Raw genomic sequence first — 16,409 nt, 5'->3', positions numbered from 1 at the left:
TTTAGCCTCGAGAACAGAATCGAATTGGCCAGTGTGGGTTCATATTCGAGCCCGTTTTCTGTCACTTCTTTGATTTTGTTGGTTCTTGGTATTCCGGGTTGGGACGCATGGGGTCTGCTCCGACTTCGATCTTCCAGCTTGAGAGAAGTGCTTGCAGTTCACTGGCGACCTGCGGATTGGATTTCAACAAATTGTTCGATTCCCCAAGGTCTTCGTTCAGGTTGTACAACTCGAACTCTCCGGTTTCGAGATTCTCGATGAGTTTCCAGTCACCTCGGCGAACGATCGTGCAAGGGAAGTTCTGCGGATGTTGGTTGTAATGGGGGTAGTGCCAGAAGATGGCCTGCCGATCGAGCTTTTCACTCCGTGATTCGATGAGCGGCAGCAGGCTCTTTCCATCGAGATGTTGAAATGGACGCAAGGGAGTGTTGGTTGCTTCGAGAATTGTGGGATACCAGTCCGTGCTGATCACAGGAACGTCGCACACTGAACCGTTCTTTTGTCCGGGTGGCCAGGCAACGATCGCGGGAATTCGAATTCCCCCTTCGTAGTGCGAGCCTTTATTAGCTCGAAGTGGAGTGTTGTCGGTCGCCTTGGCGAATCCTCCGTTATCGCTGGTGAAAATCACCAGTGTCCGGCTATCGAGATTGAGTTCCTCAAGCGTGGCCAGAACTCTCCCCACGCTCTCGTCGACGCTTTCGACCATGGCAGCATACTTCGGGTTTCCTTGTCTGTTGTCGGGATCGACACTTTCGTAAGTCTCGACTTTCTCTGCTTTGCCTTGCAGAGGTGCGTGGACGGCGTAGTGAGCGAGCATCAGGAAGAAAGGCTTCTCGGAATGACTCCGAATGAACTGTTCTGCTTCTTCCGCAAGCCGGTCGACCAGATAATCGCCTTCCTTTCCGGAGATTGGAGCTGGTTTGACTTGAACCTGTCCTGTCGAAGGAATCTTCCAGGTCCCTTCAAATGGGTAGAAGTAGCTTCCCGGTGCTCCGTAATCTCTTCCAGCGATGTTGACATCAAAACCTTGATGTTGAGGGTAATAAAAGGCTTCTGTGCCGAGATGCCACTTCCCGATATACCCCGTCGCGTAACCTGACTCTCGAAGGGCTTCTGCGACGGTGATTTCCTCCAAAGGAAGTTCGCCGATGTATCGACCTTCGATCATCTTATTGTGTTCCCGATCCCATCGACCCGACGGGAGCCACTGAGTCAGCAAGAGTCGGGCAGGGTACTTTCCAGTGAGGATGGCAGCCCGCGTTGGTGAGCAGACCGCGCACGCTGAATAGGCATTGGTGAATCTCACGCCCCGATCAGCGAGTCGATCAATATTGGGGGTTTGATAGTAATCGCTCCCCATGCAGCCAAGATCGTTCCAGCCGAGATCATCGATGAGTATGAAAACGACGTTCGGCTTCTCTTCAGCAGTTGCTACAGACAGCATGAAACTGCACAGACTCATGACGAGTCCGAACAGTAGTTTTGTCGAATATTTCGAGTTCATCGTTTGTTTCCGTCGATCACATCGCCAGTCGATTTGACTGTCCAAGTGTAGTTTTCAGGATCGAATTTGAAAGCCGATTTGGTTGGTGCGGAGTCAGCCCATTTCGCGGGCAACCACTCGGCAAGTTCGGATTGAATCGTTGCAAATTCAGGAGAACCAGCGAGGTTTTTCCACTCTTTGGGATCGTCGTTGTGGTCGTACAACTCTTCGCTTCCATCTGCATAACGAATCAATCGATAGCGTTCGCTGCGGACGGCGGCATTTCCCTCGTGGTACTCAATCACCGACGGGCGATCCCAACGTCTTTGCGGATTTTGGAGCAATGGAACGAGGCTTTGACCATCGAGGTTGGGAACAGGTTCGAAGCTGCACAGATCTATGAACGTCGGGAACAGGTCGATCAAGTTGACGGGTTTTGAGCAATCTCCGCTTGAGAACCCCGGGGCTTGGATGATGAAAGGTACTCGCGTCACTTCCTCCCAGAGTGTCGATTTGTGCCAGTGCTCTTTCTCGCCTAAATGCCATCCGTGATCGGACCAGAGGACGACGATGGTTGAGTCCCGGGCGTCACTTTTATCGAGTGCTTGGAGAACGCGACCGATTTGATCGTCGGCGAAAGAAATACTTGCCAGATATGCTTCGACTGCTTCTTTCCACTTGTCGCTCTGGCGAATCAGCTCAAGATCTTTCCGCCGATCCGCAGCCAGTTTTTTTCCAGGCGAGGGAATGTCGTCGAGATCATCTTCGGCGACTTCCGGCAGAACGACTTCTTCAGTCCGATATAAATCGAAAAAACGCTGAGGGGCGTACCACGGCAGATGAGGTCGAAACAGCCCGCACGCGAGGAAGAAAGGTTTCTCATGCTCTCGCTTAAGGAAGTCGACAGCATAGTTTGCGGTCAGAAAGTCATCGTAATCTCTCTCTTCGATCTCAAGCGATCCCCAGTCGTTCTCATGTCCAAGCCCCGCGATACCGCTCCATGGGTATGCTTCGGGGAATGGTCCGGACTCAGACCAGGGATAGTTAACCGTGGCACCGCGAAACCAAGGATCGTTCCTGAACGTCAGTCGAAAAAAGTCGTCCCACTGATTCGGGGGATTGTTCCCAGCTGTGTGATGAAAGATTTTGCCTGCTCCGACGACTTGATAGCCGTTGTTTCGAAAGCATTGAGGAATCGTCATCACGTCCGGAAAATTGGGATACCACCAGTGTCCATTGTCGTAGAGCCCGGTCGTCGAAGGCCGCAACCCCGTCATAATCGCGGCCCGCGATGGCGCGCACTTGGGAGATGGGCAGTGAGCATTTGTAAACAGCATGCCACGTTCTGCGAGGGCATCGATATTTGGAGTCTCAACGACTCCTTCGTAGCCGTTTAAACAGCCCACCCAGTCCTTCATGTCGTCGACCGCCAGGAACAGAACGTTCGGCCGGGACGCTTCCTCGCCTTTTGCGAGGCTCCCGAGCAAGAAAGTGATTCCGAGAGCGGCGACACCGCCCATGTTGATCTTCAATGTTGGCCTCTACTACCCGAGAACATGAATGGGGTAAGAGACTCAACCTATCACATCGGAGTTCACAGGTGTATTGACCACAGCCGTGTTTGCGTCATTTGATGACACCCAGAAGCGTTTCCCAAAGAGACGGTGGAACGTCGAAAGTATTTCACCGAGAAGCGACGAACCGAAAGTCGAGAAGCAATGGAGATGCGCTAGTTATTGAAATGACGTGTCTGCGATGTCGGTCGCGACTTGTGATAGCGCATGATCTCCGACAACCCAAAACTTCGGAGTTCTGATGGGTTGAAAGGCTTCGTCAATACCTTGGAGACTTCAAGTTCTGCGAGCACGTCATCAGAAGGAGCCAGTAGGCCGCGATCCAGGAGCAGGATGATGGGCACTGCCCGGAGAACTTGATGTGATCGAATCATTCTGCACAAGTCGAGGCCGCTCATTTCCCCCAGGTCGGTATTGATGACAAGCAAGCTTGGAGTGACTTGCTGAATCGTTTCCCAGGTAGAACGCCCGTTGGAACAGATGACGACCTCGCACCCGGAAGGTCGAAACGTGATATCGATCAGACGTGTCACGTAGGGCTGCTGATCACTGGTAACGACGAGGCTGGAAATAGCATTCTCCCATCATGTCGGATCGAGAGAGGTTTCTCCGCGATGGTGTTGACGACCGACTCGATCGAGCAACGTGCCAGCGACCATTTCTATGGCCCCGCTGGACTCACCTGAATGCAGCTCTTCGGAGAGAAGCTGCGCCCGCTTGTGCGAATCTCTTCAAATCAGAAGTCGCGTTGCTCTCAATGTGCATCGGCACGCACGAGCAATTGAAGTGAAGCAAGTTCCGGCAAAGAGTGCCGATTGCCGCTCACGAGTGTCTCGCTGTACGGGTCCTGCAACTCGTGAGGATTCTTTACGATGCGTCTCTTGATCGAGAAATTCAGAGCGATCCGGAGTGACTAGCATCTCTCGACTGCGGGGCGGGGAAGCTTTGCAGGGGGCTGGTCATTTATCTGATTCGGTTAGTCAGACAGCTGCTGTTACTCAGGTGGCGTGAAATGAAATCGCGCTGACTGGCCGAAGAACTGCAGAGGATTCTCGTAGACAACTTTGCGGATTTTGGCTTCGCTGTGGCCGCGTTTTCGCATTTCCTGAATGAAGTCCGGGACAGCCAGCGGATTGGACGGTCCCCAATCGCCAGCCGAATTCACGAGAATTCTGTCGTCTCCGTACTGTTCGATGATGTCCGCCGCTCGGGCAGGGGTGCATTTTGTGGTGGGGTATAAAGTCATTCCGCACCAGAATCCGCCGTCGAGCGCAGCTTTGACGGTGTGTTCTTCGACATGGTCAATACAAACTCGCTCCGGAGGAATGTCATTCCTCTCCTGAAGCATGTCGACGATCATGCGTGTCCCCTTGTACTTGTCGACAAGATGGGGAGTGTGAATCAGAACGAGTTCGTTCGTCTTGGCAGCCAGATCGAGGTGTTCACGGAAAATCGTCGACTCGTTAGGAGTGTTCTTGTTGAGGCCAATTTCTCCAATTCCGAGAACGCCCGGGCGATCCAGGAACTCGGGGATCATCGCAATGACTTCGCGGGCGAGAGGAATGTTTTCCGCCTCTTTCGCATTGATACACAACCAGGTGTAGTGCTGAATTCCGCTCCATCCGGAACGCTTTGGTTCGAAACCGGTGAGCTGCTCGAAATAGTCGCGGAACCCGTCGACGCTGCCGCGATCGAAGCCAGCCCAGAAGGCTGGTTCGCTGATCGCGACGCATCCCATCCGCGCCATTCGTTCGTAATCGTCGGTTGTCCTCGAAACCATGTGGACATGTGGATCGATGAAATACATAGCCAAACCAATTCGTGACGGTGGTGAACTCGTTCTGATTGCGTTAGCGACTCTTGTTCTCGAATGCGAAATTCATCCGGCAGCCAGAGTTCGCTGAATCGGATCTCTCAGAGGATTATCGCAAAATCTGAAGATGATTCAGAAGCTTTTCCGGAGTCATGACATAGCCGACGTAAAACGGTCCGAACTCGGCATATCGGGCGGACGCTTGATCGAATCGCATGGTGTAAACGATTTCCTTGATGTACTCAGGAGCGCGGCTCCAGAGCGTCACTCCCCACTCCCAGTCGTCGAAGCCGGTCGAGGCAGTGATCAACTGCGAGACCCTTCCCGCGAACTTGATCCCCGACGTTGCATGCTCCGCCATGAGCGAGGACCGCTTGCTGAACGGTTCGGTGTACCAGTTGGCCTGAGGATGACGGATTTTGTTCATCGGGTAGAAGCAGTGGACGGGCCAGTCCGGAAAGTCGGGATAGAGCCGCTGCTTGTTCATCATCGGAAGACGCTGTTCGTAGGCAGCCACTTTCGCCTGATAGGCTGGGTCTTCTGCATTCGATCCGGCAAGTCGAAGTTTTTCCGAATACTGTTCGACGGTCGGAACGTATTCAGAGACTTCGGTAATTGAAACGAATGAGTAGCTGGGCTGCAGAGCGGGGCCCAGCACGCTGGCGCGGAGACGCTGATGAACACGGTCGATCTTCAAGGGGTTCTGATCGAGCATCATCATTCCGAAGTCAGCCCGATGTCCGGTGACTGCAAAGCTCTGCACGCGTTCCGGAGCGTCGTCGTGCATCGGGTCCATGAGCTCTGTCACAGCCTTGGCGCCAGCTGTGACTTCTTCCTGTGACAACTGGGCGAGGGCTGCTCGGTCGATGTTGTAATAGATATGAAGGCAGTGCCAGCCTTCCTGAGTCTTGATCGTTGGGTCTGGGAGATTCTGGGCAGGAGTGTGCGGGCGATTCATGGTTTTCCAAGTCAATCATACAGTCAGGTCGTGTTCGTGCCTCTATCATAAGGGGATGGCGGCAATCAGGAAACTGACTCGATCCGCCAGTTGCAATCCTGCACTGACTGGAAAATTCCATATAATCAGTGAAGCTGGCAGAACCGCTAGAATCTGGCGTGACATCTGTGTGTGTCCGAAAGACAACATATTTCCGCCGGAGGAACCGCTTTCTGCGAGTTAACCTACCGTGTCAAGATCGCAAAATTCACGTGGCCTTTTCGGTTGACGATGCGCCATACAGTCCCCATTTTGAATTTGGAATCGGAATCTCCGGAGAAATTCGGTGAGGATTCCGTGCATTCACGTCCCAAAGACGCGTGTCTGGTGAAGATTTATCCACCAGTCGTGACGGGGAGTTTGATTGCCCTCGATCGTGATGAGATCCTCTTCGGCCGCGACATCTCCTGTGACTATGAGCTCTCGGATGATTTCGCTTCGAGACGCCACGCTGTGATTCGATGGGTCGACCGCAATTGTATGATCGTCGATCAGAAGAGTATGAACGGCACATACGTCAACGATCAGCGTGTCGGCGAACAGGTCCTCAAGTCGGGTGATCAGATTCGCATTGGTCATCATATCTTCAAGTTTCTTGCCTCCGATCATGTTGAGGCAATGTATCACGAAGCCGTCTTCGAAATGATGACGGTCGATGCCCTGACGAAAACCTACAATCGTCGCTACTTCGAAGATGCTTTCCTTCGCGAAATCAATCGAAGCTTTCGACATGGTCGACAGCTCGGGCTGTTGCTGCTCGACATCGATTACTTCAAGCAAATCAATGACACTCACGGTCACCTGATCGGAGATGAATTGCTGGCAGGTGTCTGTAAGCGGGTCAACAGTCGTGTTCGAAACGACGAAATCTTTGCGAGAGTCGGCGGCGAAGAATTTGCTCTGGTCATCGTGGAATGTACGCTCGAGAATTTGCGTCGTCTGGGTGACGAACTCTGTGAACTCGTCGGCTCGAAGCCCTTTACGTCAAGTAAGGGTGACATCAATGTCACGATCAGTATCGGCGTTGCGCACGCTTTAGGATCGGCTCCCATCACGATGAATGGCATGCTCGAACAAGCTGACAAGAATCTGTACGAAGCGAAACGGCTCGGCCGAAATCGATGCTGTAGCTGATCTTCTTTCCGCCTCGAACTTTCCTCGACCCGCGGTTAATCTTGAGTCAGGTTTTCTATCCGTATGACTCTTGATTGTGTTCTCTGATGTGGTTTCGAGATTTTCTGATCGATAGCCTTCGCTATTACTGGAGGAATCATCTTGCGGTCCTGCTGGGAGTGGCAGCAGCCACAGCTGTGATCGCCGGAGCACTTGTTGTCGGTGACTCCGTTCGTGACAGCCTCCGTCAGATGTCACTCGACCGTCTCGGGAAGATCGATCACGCGGTGACCGGGTTCAGATTCTTTCGAGAAGAACTCGCGAACAGATTGAGTGACGCTGATCAACAAGTCCAACAATCGGCGCCAGCCATCTTGATGCAGGGGACGCTCGAGCGGACATCCGATGATGATGTGACAACAAGAGCTTCTCACATCGAACTCATTGGAACCGATGAGCGGCTCTGGTCGATGCTCGACACAAACGGGCTTGCTTCTCCCGAGAATGGTGAAGTCGTTCTCAGTCAACGCGTGGCTGACCAACTACAGGTTCAGGTCGGTGATCAGATTTCGGTGCTCATCGAAATCCCGGCTTCAATTCCGAGGGATTCACTGCTTGGAGATCGGGAAGAGACCATTACAGAGCTGGTCGTCGACGTCTCCGCGATTGCAGATGAGAGCAATGGCGTCGCGCGTTTTGGACTCAATCCGAGTCAGCAGATTCCCGCCAATGCTTTCGTCAATCTCTCTGATTTGCAATCTCAAATTGGACTGGCGGAAGTGCGTCGATCTCTACGAAACCCTGTTGCAAAACCAGCCAGAGTCAATGCTTTGTTTGTTTCGACAGGGGACTCGCCCGCGATTGAAACAATCGGTCCAGATGTGGCGAAGGAGATCACGACAGCTCTCTCTGAAGAGTTGACGCTAGAAGATCTCGCACTGCGACTTGTTCCGAACGAAGAACAAGGTTACCTGTCGCTCGAGAGCGATCAGATGATTCTTGACGATCAAGTCGCTGAAGCCGCAGAAGCAGCCGCAAATTCGCTGAATCTGCGAACTTCTTCCGTTCTTGTTTACCTGCTGAATCGCATTTGGAACCCGGATGACCCGGACAAGTACTCGATGTATTCGGTCATTGCAGGCGTCGATCCGGAAACGAGCGCGCCGTTTGGGCCGTTCGATTTTGTCGGAGAGCATGCTGCACTCAGCGATGGCAGCGTTTATCTGAACGATTGGCTCGCCACGGACCTCGATCTTAGAACCGGTCAAAAAGTGGCCGTGAAGTTCTACGAGGTCGGCGATCGTGGTGAACTACCTGAACAGGAAGAAATCTTCGATGTCGCCGGTGTCGTGGCTCTGCAAGGAGTCGCTGATGATATGGGTTTCACTCCCAACGTTCCGGGTGTGACCGATGCAGATTCTTATGGAGATTGGAGAGCACCTTTTCCGCTGAAGCGAAATCTGATCACCGATCGTGACCATTTGTACTGGGACAACAAAGAGACGGAACGAGAAAGCGATTACCGCACAACGCCCAAGATGTTCACCTCTCTCAAGACTGCCCAGAAGCTTTGGAAGAGTCGTTACGGAGAACTGACGTCGTTCCGTATTGCTCCCGGAGAAGGGCAGTCGCTCGCCGAACTCAGCGACGAGTTCGAACAACGATTGCTCTCCGAATTGAAGCCATCTGACACGGGAATTGTCGCGCAACCGATCAAGGCAGCGGGATTGATGGCAGCTCAGGGAACAACCGATTTCACAGGATTGTTTATCGGGTTTTCATTCTTTCTCATCTTCTCAGCGATGCTGTTGATCGGACTTCTATTCCGCCTTGGGATCGAAGATCGCATTTCAGAATTGGGACTCTTGAATGCCATTGGAATGACGACCGGCCGCGTTCGCAGGATCTATCTCTACGAAGGACTGATCGTCGCTTTATTGGGGGGATTGATCGGGATGGTGCTGGCTGTTGGCTATGCGGCCATCATGATCCACGGTCTCAAGACCTGGTGGTTCGGAGCAGTAGGGACACCGTTTCTCAATGTGTACGTTCACGTCGGAAGTCTGCTGATCGGTCTGTTCATCGCGATCATTGTTGCCGCACTTGCGATCTTTCGATCGCTCTGGCAAACACGTTCGCAGTCGACCCGACAGCTGTTGAATGCACAGACTGAACCGAGCACGGTGCATCAGCAGCGGAATCGGAAACGCACAGAGCGGACAGCCGTTGCGCTCTTGGTCCTCTCTTCACTGATCTTGTTACTGACGCTGGTCGGTGCGATTCCTGATAGCGAAGCGTTTTCGGGATTTTCGTGGCGAATCGTAGCATTCTTTCTGGTCGGGTTCGGAATGCTCATTGGTGGTTTGTTCGCGTTTTCAGCACTCTTGCAGAACAGCAATCGGATTCTCGATTCTGAATCTTCGAAGTGGGGAACGTTACAGTTGGGGCTTCGCAATGCAGCGAGAAATCGGTCTCGCAGCGTACTCAGTGCAAGTCTGATTGCCTCAGCGACTTTCGTAATCGTTGCGGTTGCGGCGGGCAGACAAGATCCGGCGAATGCAGAACCGAAGACGGATTCAGGCAACGGGGGTTTTTCTTTGGTCGCCGAAACCAACATTCCGGTCCTTTATGATTTGAATACAGTCGAGGGACGTTCCAAGCTGGGTATTGAAGTTCTTGACGAAGAACTGATGGCGACGCTCGACCAAGCGAGCGTGATGCCGTTTCGTGTCCGGCATGGAGAGAATGCGAGTTGTCTCAATCTTTATCAAACTCAACTCCCAACTGTTCTGGCAATTCCAGAGGTCGTGCTGAACGACTTCATCGAGCGTGAACGGTTTCTCTTCGCGGATACTTCCGGAGATCAGCCCTGGAAACTGCTCGAAGGGAAGACTGCTTCAGGTGCGGTGCCGGTCTTCGGAGACATGAATACGTTGCTCTACAGCCTGCACAAAGGAATCGGTCAAGTTGTGAACGTTCCCAGCGACGAAGACCCAAAACACTCGCTCGAAATTGTGGGCATGTTTGCCAATAGCGTTTTTCAAGGTGTCCTTGTCATGTCGGAGGAGAACTTCCGGGAAGTCTTTCCCGAAGAGGTCGGGTTTGAATACTTCCTGATTGAGACTCCGCTTGAAGCTGCCGGCACGGTGAGCGATGCCTTTGAGTCGTCGCTCGGTGACTATGGGTTTGATGCAGAACGGGTCGAAGACAGACTGGCAGACTTTCTCGCGGTGCAAAACACTTATCTTTCGACGTTCCAGACACTCGGCGGGCTGGGGCTTCTGTTGGGAACAATTGGCCTCGCGACGGTCATGCTGCGAAACGTCATCGAGCGCCGCAGTGAACTAGCATTGATGCGCGCGATCGGCTTTCGCAGCGGCCAACTGGCTTCGGTTGTTGCGCTTGAGAATGCCATCCTTCTGGTCTGTGGACTGGTTTTGGGGACAATTTCAGCTCTCCTGGCGATGGCTCCTCACCTCTCCAGTTCCGTAGCCAGCGTTCCCTGGAGTCAATTGCTCGGAATGCTGTGCGCAGTCCTTGTTGTCGGAATGGTTTCCGTCATCTGGGCCGTTCGAGCAGCTGTGTCGACTCCAATTTTGTCGACATTGAGAAGCGAATAAAGACGTTCGCCAAACGACGTGGTCTCGAAAATCGTCTTAATCGTTATTGATGACGGGCTTTTCGGAGAACCTCTCGTTCTGATGGCCGGAATTCATCACTCAGAGAATGAGGCCTGTGCGACTGGGATTTTCATGAGACAATCAATATGTTCTGAGCACAAATCGTCGCTCTACTTCGGTCCCCGACGATCTTAGAGTTCGACAGAGATTTCAGGCACATTCGAACTACGGATTCGACATCAAGTCTTGAGCAGCAAACGCTCTGGCAAGCAATTCGTCTACAATACATAGGCAAGCAGGTTAAGCGATCGTGCTGGACTGCGTGCTGAGAATTAACGGCAACACGAACATGGTGGTGACTCTCATCGGATATCGAGCGACCGGAAAGTCGACCGTCGGTCGGCTACTGGCGTCCCGTCTCGGATGGGAATTTGTTGACACCGACGAGCAAATCGTAAATGTCGCTGGGAAATCAATTGCTGAGATCTTTCGCGACGATGGCGAGCAAGACTTTCGTGAACTGGAACGCAGACAGCTTCAACAGGAACTTTCTCGCGAGCGAGTTGTGATATCGTCTGGGGGAGGAGCGATTCTCAGTCCGCAGACAAGGCGACTGATGCAAGAAAGCGGACCGGTGGTCTGGCTCACAGCGAAGGTCGAAACAATTGTCCAACGGTTGAATGAAGATTCCGCGTCGACTGGTTCCAGACCCTCGCTCACCGGAAGAGGGTTGGTCGAAGAAGTTGAATCCGTCCTGCAAACTCGTTTTCCGCTTTATTCAGAAGCTGCAAGTTTCCAAATCGAGACCGACGCACAAACTGCTGAACAGATTGTCGACGAGATCATGTCCCATCTGGGCGTTGAAAACGGAGGAGCAGCGTGATCCTCCATTTCGATTTGCCAGGCTGGATGATTATTTCGTTTCTGTTCACCATCGGTGCAGTCATCGGGAGTTTTTTGAACGTCTGTGTTCACAGAATTCCTTCCGAGCCGCGATTCCTGGATCAGCTTCGGTCGTTGTGGAATCGGCCGTCTCACTGCCCTCGATGTAATACAGATATCGTCTGGTCCGACAACATTCCGATTTTCGGTTGGATCAAGCTGCGGGGACGGTGTCGCAGTTGCCAGATGCGGATTTCTCCACGCTATCCGCTTGTGGAGTTCGCGAACGGTTGTCTTTTCGTACTGGTTTACCTGTTTGAAGTTCCTGCAGGATTGCATCCGCTCCTCAGCGAGAGTTCGATCTATTCTGAGATTGGACCACAGATCTATCCCGGGCTGAATGGCTGGTCGCCAGAAGCATTTGTCTGGCTTCGATATGCATTTCACATGGTGATGATCGAAGCTCTGCTTGTCGCCTCGCTGATCGACTTCGACTTAAGAATTATTCCCGACGGGTCTACGCTTCCCGCCATGTTCTTTGCCCTCATCGCCAGTACGGCATTAGGGATTGTACACATCGTTCCTGTCTGGTTTCAGGATGAATCACTGGCTCGAACGTTCAGCATCGTCACTCCAGATTGGGTGCATCCACTTCTCGCCGGTTCCCGTGTTCCGGAATGGATTACGTCACACCCTCACCTGCACGGCTTAGCGGTCAGCTTGGTCGGACTGATCGTGGGTGGAGGCGTTGTGTGGGCGGTTCGATTGTTGGGATTTTTGTTTCTTCGCGAAGAAGCGATGGGTTTCGGTGACGTTGTGCTGATGGCGATGGTGGGAGCCTTTCTGGGATGGCAACCGACCGTCATCGCCTTTTTTCTCGCTCCACTGTTTGCGTTGCTTGCCATTCTTGGCACGGCGGTGTTTGTGCGAGATCGGTCGATCCCCTATGGGCCTTACTTGAGTCTGGCCACACTGGTCACCGTTCTCTTCTGGAAGCAGATTTCACCGATCGGCACGAGATTCTTCGATCTGGGGATCTTGCTCTTTCCGCTGATTCTGCTGCTCACAGGTTTGTTCGCGTTGTGTCTTGCGATGGTCTTCGCAGTCAAGAAAACAATGGGTTGGCTGCCGCCTGAGTTTGAAATGGGCGTTTGGAGAGCTGCCGATCAGAACTGCTTCTTCGCGGGAGAATCAGTCGACCGGCATACCTGCCGATGGAAGACCAATGACTGGGAAGGTTGCGCCTCGGGGCGCGGTCAGATTCATGAAGAACGTTGGCGCCGCGGACAGGCTGGTTCGTCCGGTTCTATGAATCGCCCGAGCCCGTGGTAAGCGATCGCAGAGGACTCGTGGAGAGCAAGTTGCTCTTTCCTGTGCACTCGCTTGTGCTGTTTCATTGAGTAAATGGGTGTGTTTGCTCGTGCGGAGGGAATGCAAACCAAATCTGAAGATCCTCTAAATCAACTTCTTGTCGAGGAATCGTGTTTCAAAACCGTCGGGATCACCGAATCCCAATCGCAAATAAAGCTGCTCAGCGAGCGGATTCTCTTTGCGGACCTCGAGTGTGACTTTGCAACATCCGAGTTCACGCGCGTGACTTTCGACAGCTTTGATCAATCTCGATCCGATGCCTTGTCCGCGATATGCGTGCATGACAGATAAGTCATGAATGTTGACGAGCGGCATGGCTGCGAACGTCGAGAATCCCATGAAGCAAATGGCAGCCCCGACAGGTTTGTCCCCATCCCATGCGAGCAAGGTGAATGCCCCGGGGAGTCGTTTCATTCCCGGAACAATTGCGGAAGCAATCTCCGGTGCGACTTCTGCACCTCCGCCGTGTGATTCTGTTGCGTAGGCGTTGATGCAGTCGACGATCGCCTGTGCATGACGTGGATTGTCAAAGTCGGCAATCGAGATTGAAACGGTAGACATGCTGAATTCTTTCCGATGCGTTATCTTGCACTCTCTAAGAGCGAGTTTGTTTCCCGCGTGGTCTTGTCAGGATGCTTTCGCAAGACCGAATATCACGCTCGGTGATTTGAATCAGTGACCGCGAACGGGAAGGTTACTGAAACCGCAAATGCAAGTTCAAAGATACTGATAATGAGACCGACACGAAATCGTTTACTCGGTTCGCGAGTGATTGTCGTGATGCAAATCTGCCTGCTGTTGGCGTCTGCATGTCAGCGACCTGCTGCAGAATCGTCGACGAATGAAGGGGCTTTGACTTCTTCCGAGGTTGTTGAGGCGATTCCGTCGAAGGATTGGGAAACACTGGTGAGTCTGGTTCGCGACGAAGACGAGACTGCGATTCGATTTCCGAGTCGTCCAGTCTCCGACGAAGAGTTTCGGATGCTACTCGACGGTTGTGAAGGGCTCAAGGTTCTTGAGATTGATCAGTCAGATGTCTCTTCAGAGTTGATGAGTGAGGTGTTCACGCATCTTCCGGTGCTTCGTCAACTGAGATTCGACGGAAACGTCAACGACAGTGATTTGCAAGTGATCGCTTCAACTCTACCCGAACTCACTGTATTGAACCTGCCTCAGGGGGAGTTTGGAAATGAAGGTGTTCAGGTTCTATCGGATCATGCGAAGCTGGAGCTACTACGAATTGGTGCTCCGAACGTGACCAACGAAGGCGTACGTTCGATTCTGGAAATCCCAAACCTTCGATTTTTGCACTTGATCAACGTCGCCATCAACGATGAAGTTCTAAGCGACATCGCCGAGAAAAGTTCGCTCGAGTCCTTTTACCTCGATGGAGGAGACTGCAGCGAGGAGGGATTGTCCGAGCTTGTGAAAGCGGCTCCTCAACTGCACTTCCACTGGAATCAACTTCACCTCGAGGATGATCCACATTCGCACCCACATTGAGGAAATTTGCGTTCTACGCTGCGATAGCCTGAGTCGATGGCCTTTGCACCGGATGATGTCGTTTTCCGTTTTTCACCAGCACGTCGACGAGTGATTGTTCTGATCATTCACTCCACGTTATTCATTCAGCTTCAGAGGAATTTTCATGCCGCTTTTTGGCTCTCATCTCTCCATCGCAGGAGGTTACTTCAAAGCTGCCAATGCTGCGGGCGCTTTGGGAATGGACACGGTTCAGATCTTCACGAAAAACAATAATCAGTGGAAAGGAAAACCGCTGACCGATGAAGACGCTGATTTGTTCCGGGCGGCAGTTGAAGAGAACGGACTCAAAAGCCCGTGTTCGCACGACAGCTATTTGATCAATCTTGCCAGCCCGGACGATGAACTCTGGGAGAAGTCACTCAATGCTTACGTAATTGAGCTGGAACGGGCGGAGAAGCTTGGGTTGGCGGGAGTGGTGATGCATCCCGGATCTTATCTGAAGAGTTCCGAAGAGGAAGGTCTCGCCAAAGTCATCGAGGGTCTCAACGAAGCTCATCGCAGAACCAAAGGCTTTCAGGTTCAGACCTGGGTCGAAGCGACGGCCGGGCAGGGGACGAATCTCGGGTACCGCTTCGAACATCTCGGGAAGATTCTCGGCGAAGCGGAGGACGGAGATCGCTTCGGTGTCTGTTTGGATACGTGCCACATCTTCGCTGCTGGCTACGGATTGAAGACAGCTGCGGAGTACGAGGAAACGATGCAGCAACTCGACGAACACGTCGGGATTCAAAATGTTCGTGCGATGCACTTAAATGACAGCAAGAAAGAGCAGGGGAGTCGCGTTGATCGGCATGATCATATCGGCGAAGGCTTCCTTGGCGTGGAACCATTTCGTTTTCTCCTGAACGACGCGCGGTTTGAATCTCTCCCCATGTATTTGGAAACCAAAAAAGAAAAGCGTGACGGTGAGGAAATGGATGCCGTCAATTTGCGTGTTCTAAAAAGTCTGATGGAAGTGTGAGCAGTACCAGGTTCGTTGTAAGGTGAGGAACTCATCCGATACTGAAACCTCTACTGGCTGGACGTTCCACTTGTGACAGGCGATTCTTGAAAAGGTAACTCGATGAAAATTCGATATGCGATGCTGTTCATTTTCGGTCTGTTGTTCACAACGACTGTTCTCGCTCAACAGCCGAACAAGACAAAAGTTCGGGCTCCGTTCCAGTGGGTGAATAAACTTCCTGCCAGTGCTTCGAAGGCGTTAAAGCACGATACTTTTCATAGCTCTGCAAATGGTGTCGACGTCGGTTACTGCATTCTTCTGCCACCTTCTTACAACAAACCGGGCAACGAACAAAAGCGATACCCGGTCATGTACTGGTTGCATGGAGGGCGTCCGGGAAGCGAGACGAAAACGATCTCGATGTCATCCATCTATGAGGACGCAATGGCAGACGGTGTCATTCCGGAATTGATTGTTGTGTTCCCGAACGGAGGTAAGCTCAGTCATTACGATCACGATGGATTTCTGGGGGAAACAGCTTTTCGCGAACTCGTGAAACATATTGATTCTGAGTATCGAACTATCGCTGATCATTCGGGGAGAGCAATCGAAGGGTTTTCTCAAGGTGGTCGTGGGACAGCTCGCTACCTCTTCAAGTTTCCAGAACTGTTCTGTTCAGCCGCTCCCCTGGGAGGAGGTCAGCAACACGAAAAGCGTATCTCTGAGAACTCAGGCAAAGAAAGCGATTCACTGACGATTGAGCCGGCAACAAACAATACGTGGGATTTAGCAGAGGCATACGCCAATCGGAACTCAGGGCCTGATGTGAAGATTTTCGTTGCGGTCGGTGGGGATGACGACAATGCTGAAGGCAACCGAGAATGGAGTCAGCATCTCAAGGAATTGGGAATCGAACACACGTTCGTTGTAGTGCCCGGTGTTCCGCATAGCTCAAAGAAAATGTACGAGAAGATTGGCCCAGACATTCTAAAGTTTCACGCTGATAATCTTCGCGCCAGCCGAAGTCTTCAAGAAGAATAGAGCAAGTTGCTCTATCCGGTGCACTCG

At 52.4% G+C, this 16,409-nt stretch carries 13 protein-coding genes; 7 read left to right on the top strand and 6 right to left on the bottom strand.

Annotated elements, in window-relative coordinates; genetic code table 11:
• Positions 1-61: 61 nt before the first annotated feature.
• The 5 genes from AB1L42_RS22145 to hemQ form a co-directional block, all read right to left on the bottom strand.
• On the bottom strand, positions 62-1,504 hold the full coding sequence (locus AB1L42_RS22145) for a sulfatase (protein ID WP_367061725.1): 1,443 nt from the start codon (positions 1,502-1,504) through the stop codon (positions 62-64).
• Positions 1,501-3,015 carry a sulfatase gene (locus AB1L42_RS22140; protein ID WP_367061722.1) on the bottom strand — a complete coding sequence of 505 codons (1,515 nt, stop codon included), beginning with the start codon at positions 3,013-3,015 and terminating at the stop codon, positions 1,501-1,503. The genes AB1L42_RS22145 and AB1L42_RS22140 overlap by 4 nt, the downstream gene beginning before the upstream one ends.
• A 197-nt stretch (positions 3,016-3,212) precedes the next feature.
• The gene (locus AB1L42_RS22135; protein ID WP_367061788.1) at positions 3,213-3,629 is read right to left on the bottom strand and encodes a response regulator; all 417 of its coding nucleotides are present in this window, start codon (positions 3,627-3,629) and stop codon (positions 3,213-3,215) included.
• Between the two features lie 422 nt (positions 3,630-4,051).
• Positions 4,052-4,864: a TatD family hydrolase gene (locus AB1L42_RS22130; RefSeq protein WP_367061718.1), complete on the bottom strand. Its 813-nt coding sequence runs from the start codon at positions 4,862-4,864 to the stop codon at positions 4,052-4,054.
• 115 nt (positions 4,865-4,979) lie between these two features.
• A complete protein-coding gene (hemQ, locus tag AB1L42_RS22125; RefSeq protein ID WP_367061715.1) occupies positions 4,980-5,828 on the bottom strand; it encodes a hydrogen peroxide-dependent heme synthase in 849 nt (282 codons plus the stop codon).
• Between the two features lie 336 nt (positions 5,829-6,164).
• Here hemQ and AB1L42_RS22120 point away from each other — a divergent pair, with 336 nt between their 5' ends.
• From AB1L42_RS22120 to AB1L42_RS22105, 4 genes are all read left to right on the top strand, one after another.
• Positions 6,165-7,001, top strand: a complete 837-nt coding sequence (locus AB1L42_RS22120; protein WP_367061712.1) for a GGDEF domain-containing protein — start codon at positions 6,165-6,167, stop codon at positions 6,999-7,001.
• Between the two features lie 86 nt (positions 7,002-7,087).
• Positions 7,088-10,600: an FtsX-like permease family protein gene (locus AB1L42_RS22115; RefSeq protein ID WP_367061709.1), complete on the top strand. Its 3,513-nt coding sequence runs from the start codon at positions 7,088-7,090 to the stop codon at positions 10,598-10,600.
• 322 nt (positions 10,601-10,922) lie between these two features.
• Positions 10,923-11,483, top strand: coding sequence for a shikimate kinase AroL (gene aroL / locus AB1L42_RS22110; protein WP_367061706.1), 561 nt, complete (start codon positions 10,923-10,925; stop codon positions 11,481-11,483).
• Positions 11,480-12,814, top strand: a complete 1,335-nt coding sequence (locus AB1L42_RS22105) for a prepilin peptidase (protein WP_367061703.1) — start codon at positions 11,480-11,482, stop codon at positions 12,812-12,814. The genes aroL and AB1L42_RS22105 overlap by 4 nt, the downstream gene beginning before the upstream one ends.
• 123 nt (positions 12,815-12,937) lie before the next feature.
• Here AB1L42_RS22105 and AB1L42_RS22100 read toward each other — a convergent pair whose 3' ends face one another.
• A complete protein-coding gene (locus AB1L42_RS22100; RefSeq protein ID WP_367061700.1) occupies positions 12,938-13,414 on the bottom strand; it encodes a GNAT family N-acetyltransferase in 477 nt (158 codons plus the stop codon).
• Positions 13,415-13,585: 171 nt separating this feature from the next.
• Between AB1L42_RS22100 and AB1L42_RS22095 the strand changes: the two genes are divergently transcribed.
• The 3 genes from AB1L42_RS22095 (at position 13,586) to AB1L42_RS22085 (ending at position 16,382) form a co-directional block, all read left to right on the top strand.
• A complete protein-coding gene (locus tag AB1L42_RS22095; protein ID WP_367061697.1) occupies positions 13,586-14,356 on the top strand; it encodes a hypothetical protein in 771 nt (256 codons plus the stop codon).
• A gap of 145 nt (positions 14,357-14,501) precedes the next feature.
• Positions 14,502-15,359: a deoxyribonuclease IV gene (locus AB1L42_RS22090; protein WP_367061694.1), complete on the top strand. Its 858-nt coding sequence runs from the start codon at positions 14,502-14,504 to the stop codon at positions 15,357-15,359.
• A 102-nt stretch (positions 15,360-15,461) separates the two neighbouring features.
• Entirely contained in the window at positions 15,462-16,382 is a 921-nt protein-coding gene (locus AB1L42_RS22085; RefSeq protein WP_367061691.1) for an alpha/beta hydrolase-fold protein, read from the top strand.
• Positions 16,383-16,409: the final 27 nt, after the last annotated feature.

Origin of the sequence: Thalassoglobus sp. JC818 (assembly GCF_040717535.1) — a bacterium.
GTDB lineage: Bacteria > Planctomycetota > Planctomycetia > Planctomycetales > Planctomycetaceae > Thalassoglobus.
This window is presented reverse-complemented; position numbering and strand designations above follow the sequence as displayed.

Coding starts and splice junctions, on each gene's coding strand:
- AB1L42_RS22090 (WP_367061694.1), top strand. CDS start 14,502: ATGCCGCTTTTTGGCTCTCATCTCTCCATCGCAGGAGGTTACTTCAAA.
- AB1L42_RS22085 (WP_367061691.1), top strand. CDS start 15,462: ATGAAAATTCGATATGCGATGCTGTTCATTTTCGGTCTGTTGTTCACA.
- AB1L42_RS22130 (WP_367061718.1), bottom strand. CDS start 4,864: ATGTATTTCATCGATCCACATGTCCACATGGTTTCGAGGACAACCGAC.
- hemQ (WP_367061715.1), bottom strand. CDS start 5,828: ATGAATCGCCCGCACACTCCTGCCCAGAATCTCCCAGACCCAACGATC.
- AB1L42_RS22100 (WP_367061700.1), bottom strand. CDS start 13,414: ATGTCTACCGTTTCAATCTCGATTGCCGACTTTGACAATCCACGTCAT.
- AB1L42_RS22145 (WP_367061725.1), bottom strand. CDS start 1,504: ATGAACTCGAAATATTCGACAAAACTACTGTTCGGACTCGTCATGAGT.
- AB1L42_RS22115 (WP_367061709.1), top strand. CDS start 7,088: ATGTGGTTTCGAGATTTTCTGATCGATAGCCTTCGCTATTACTGGAGG.
- AB1L42_RS22095 (WP_367061697.1), top strand. CDS start 13,586: ATGAGACCGACACGAAATCGTTTACTCGGTTCGCGAGTGATTGTCGTG.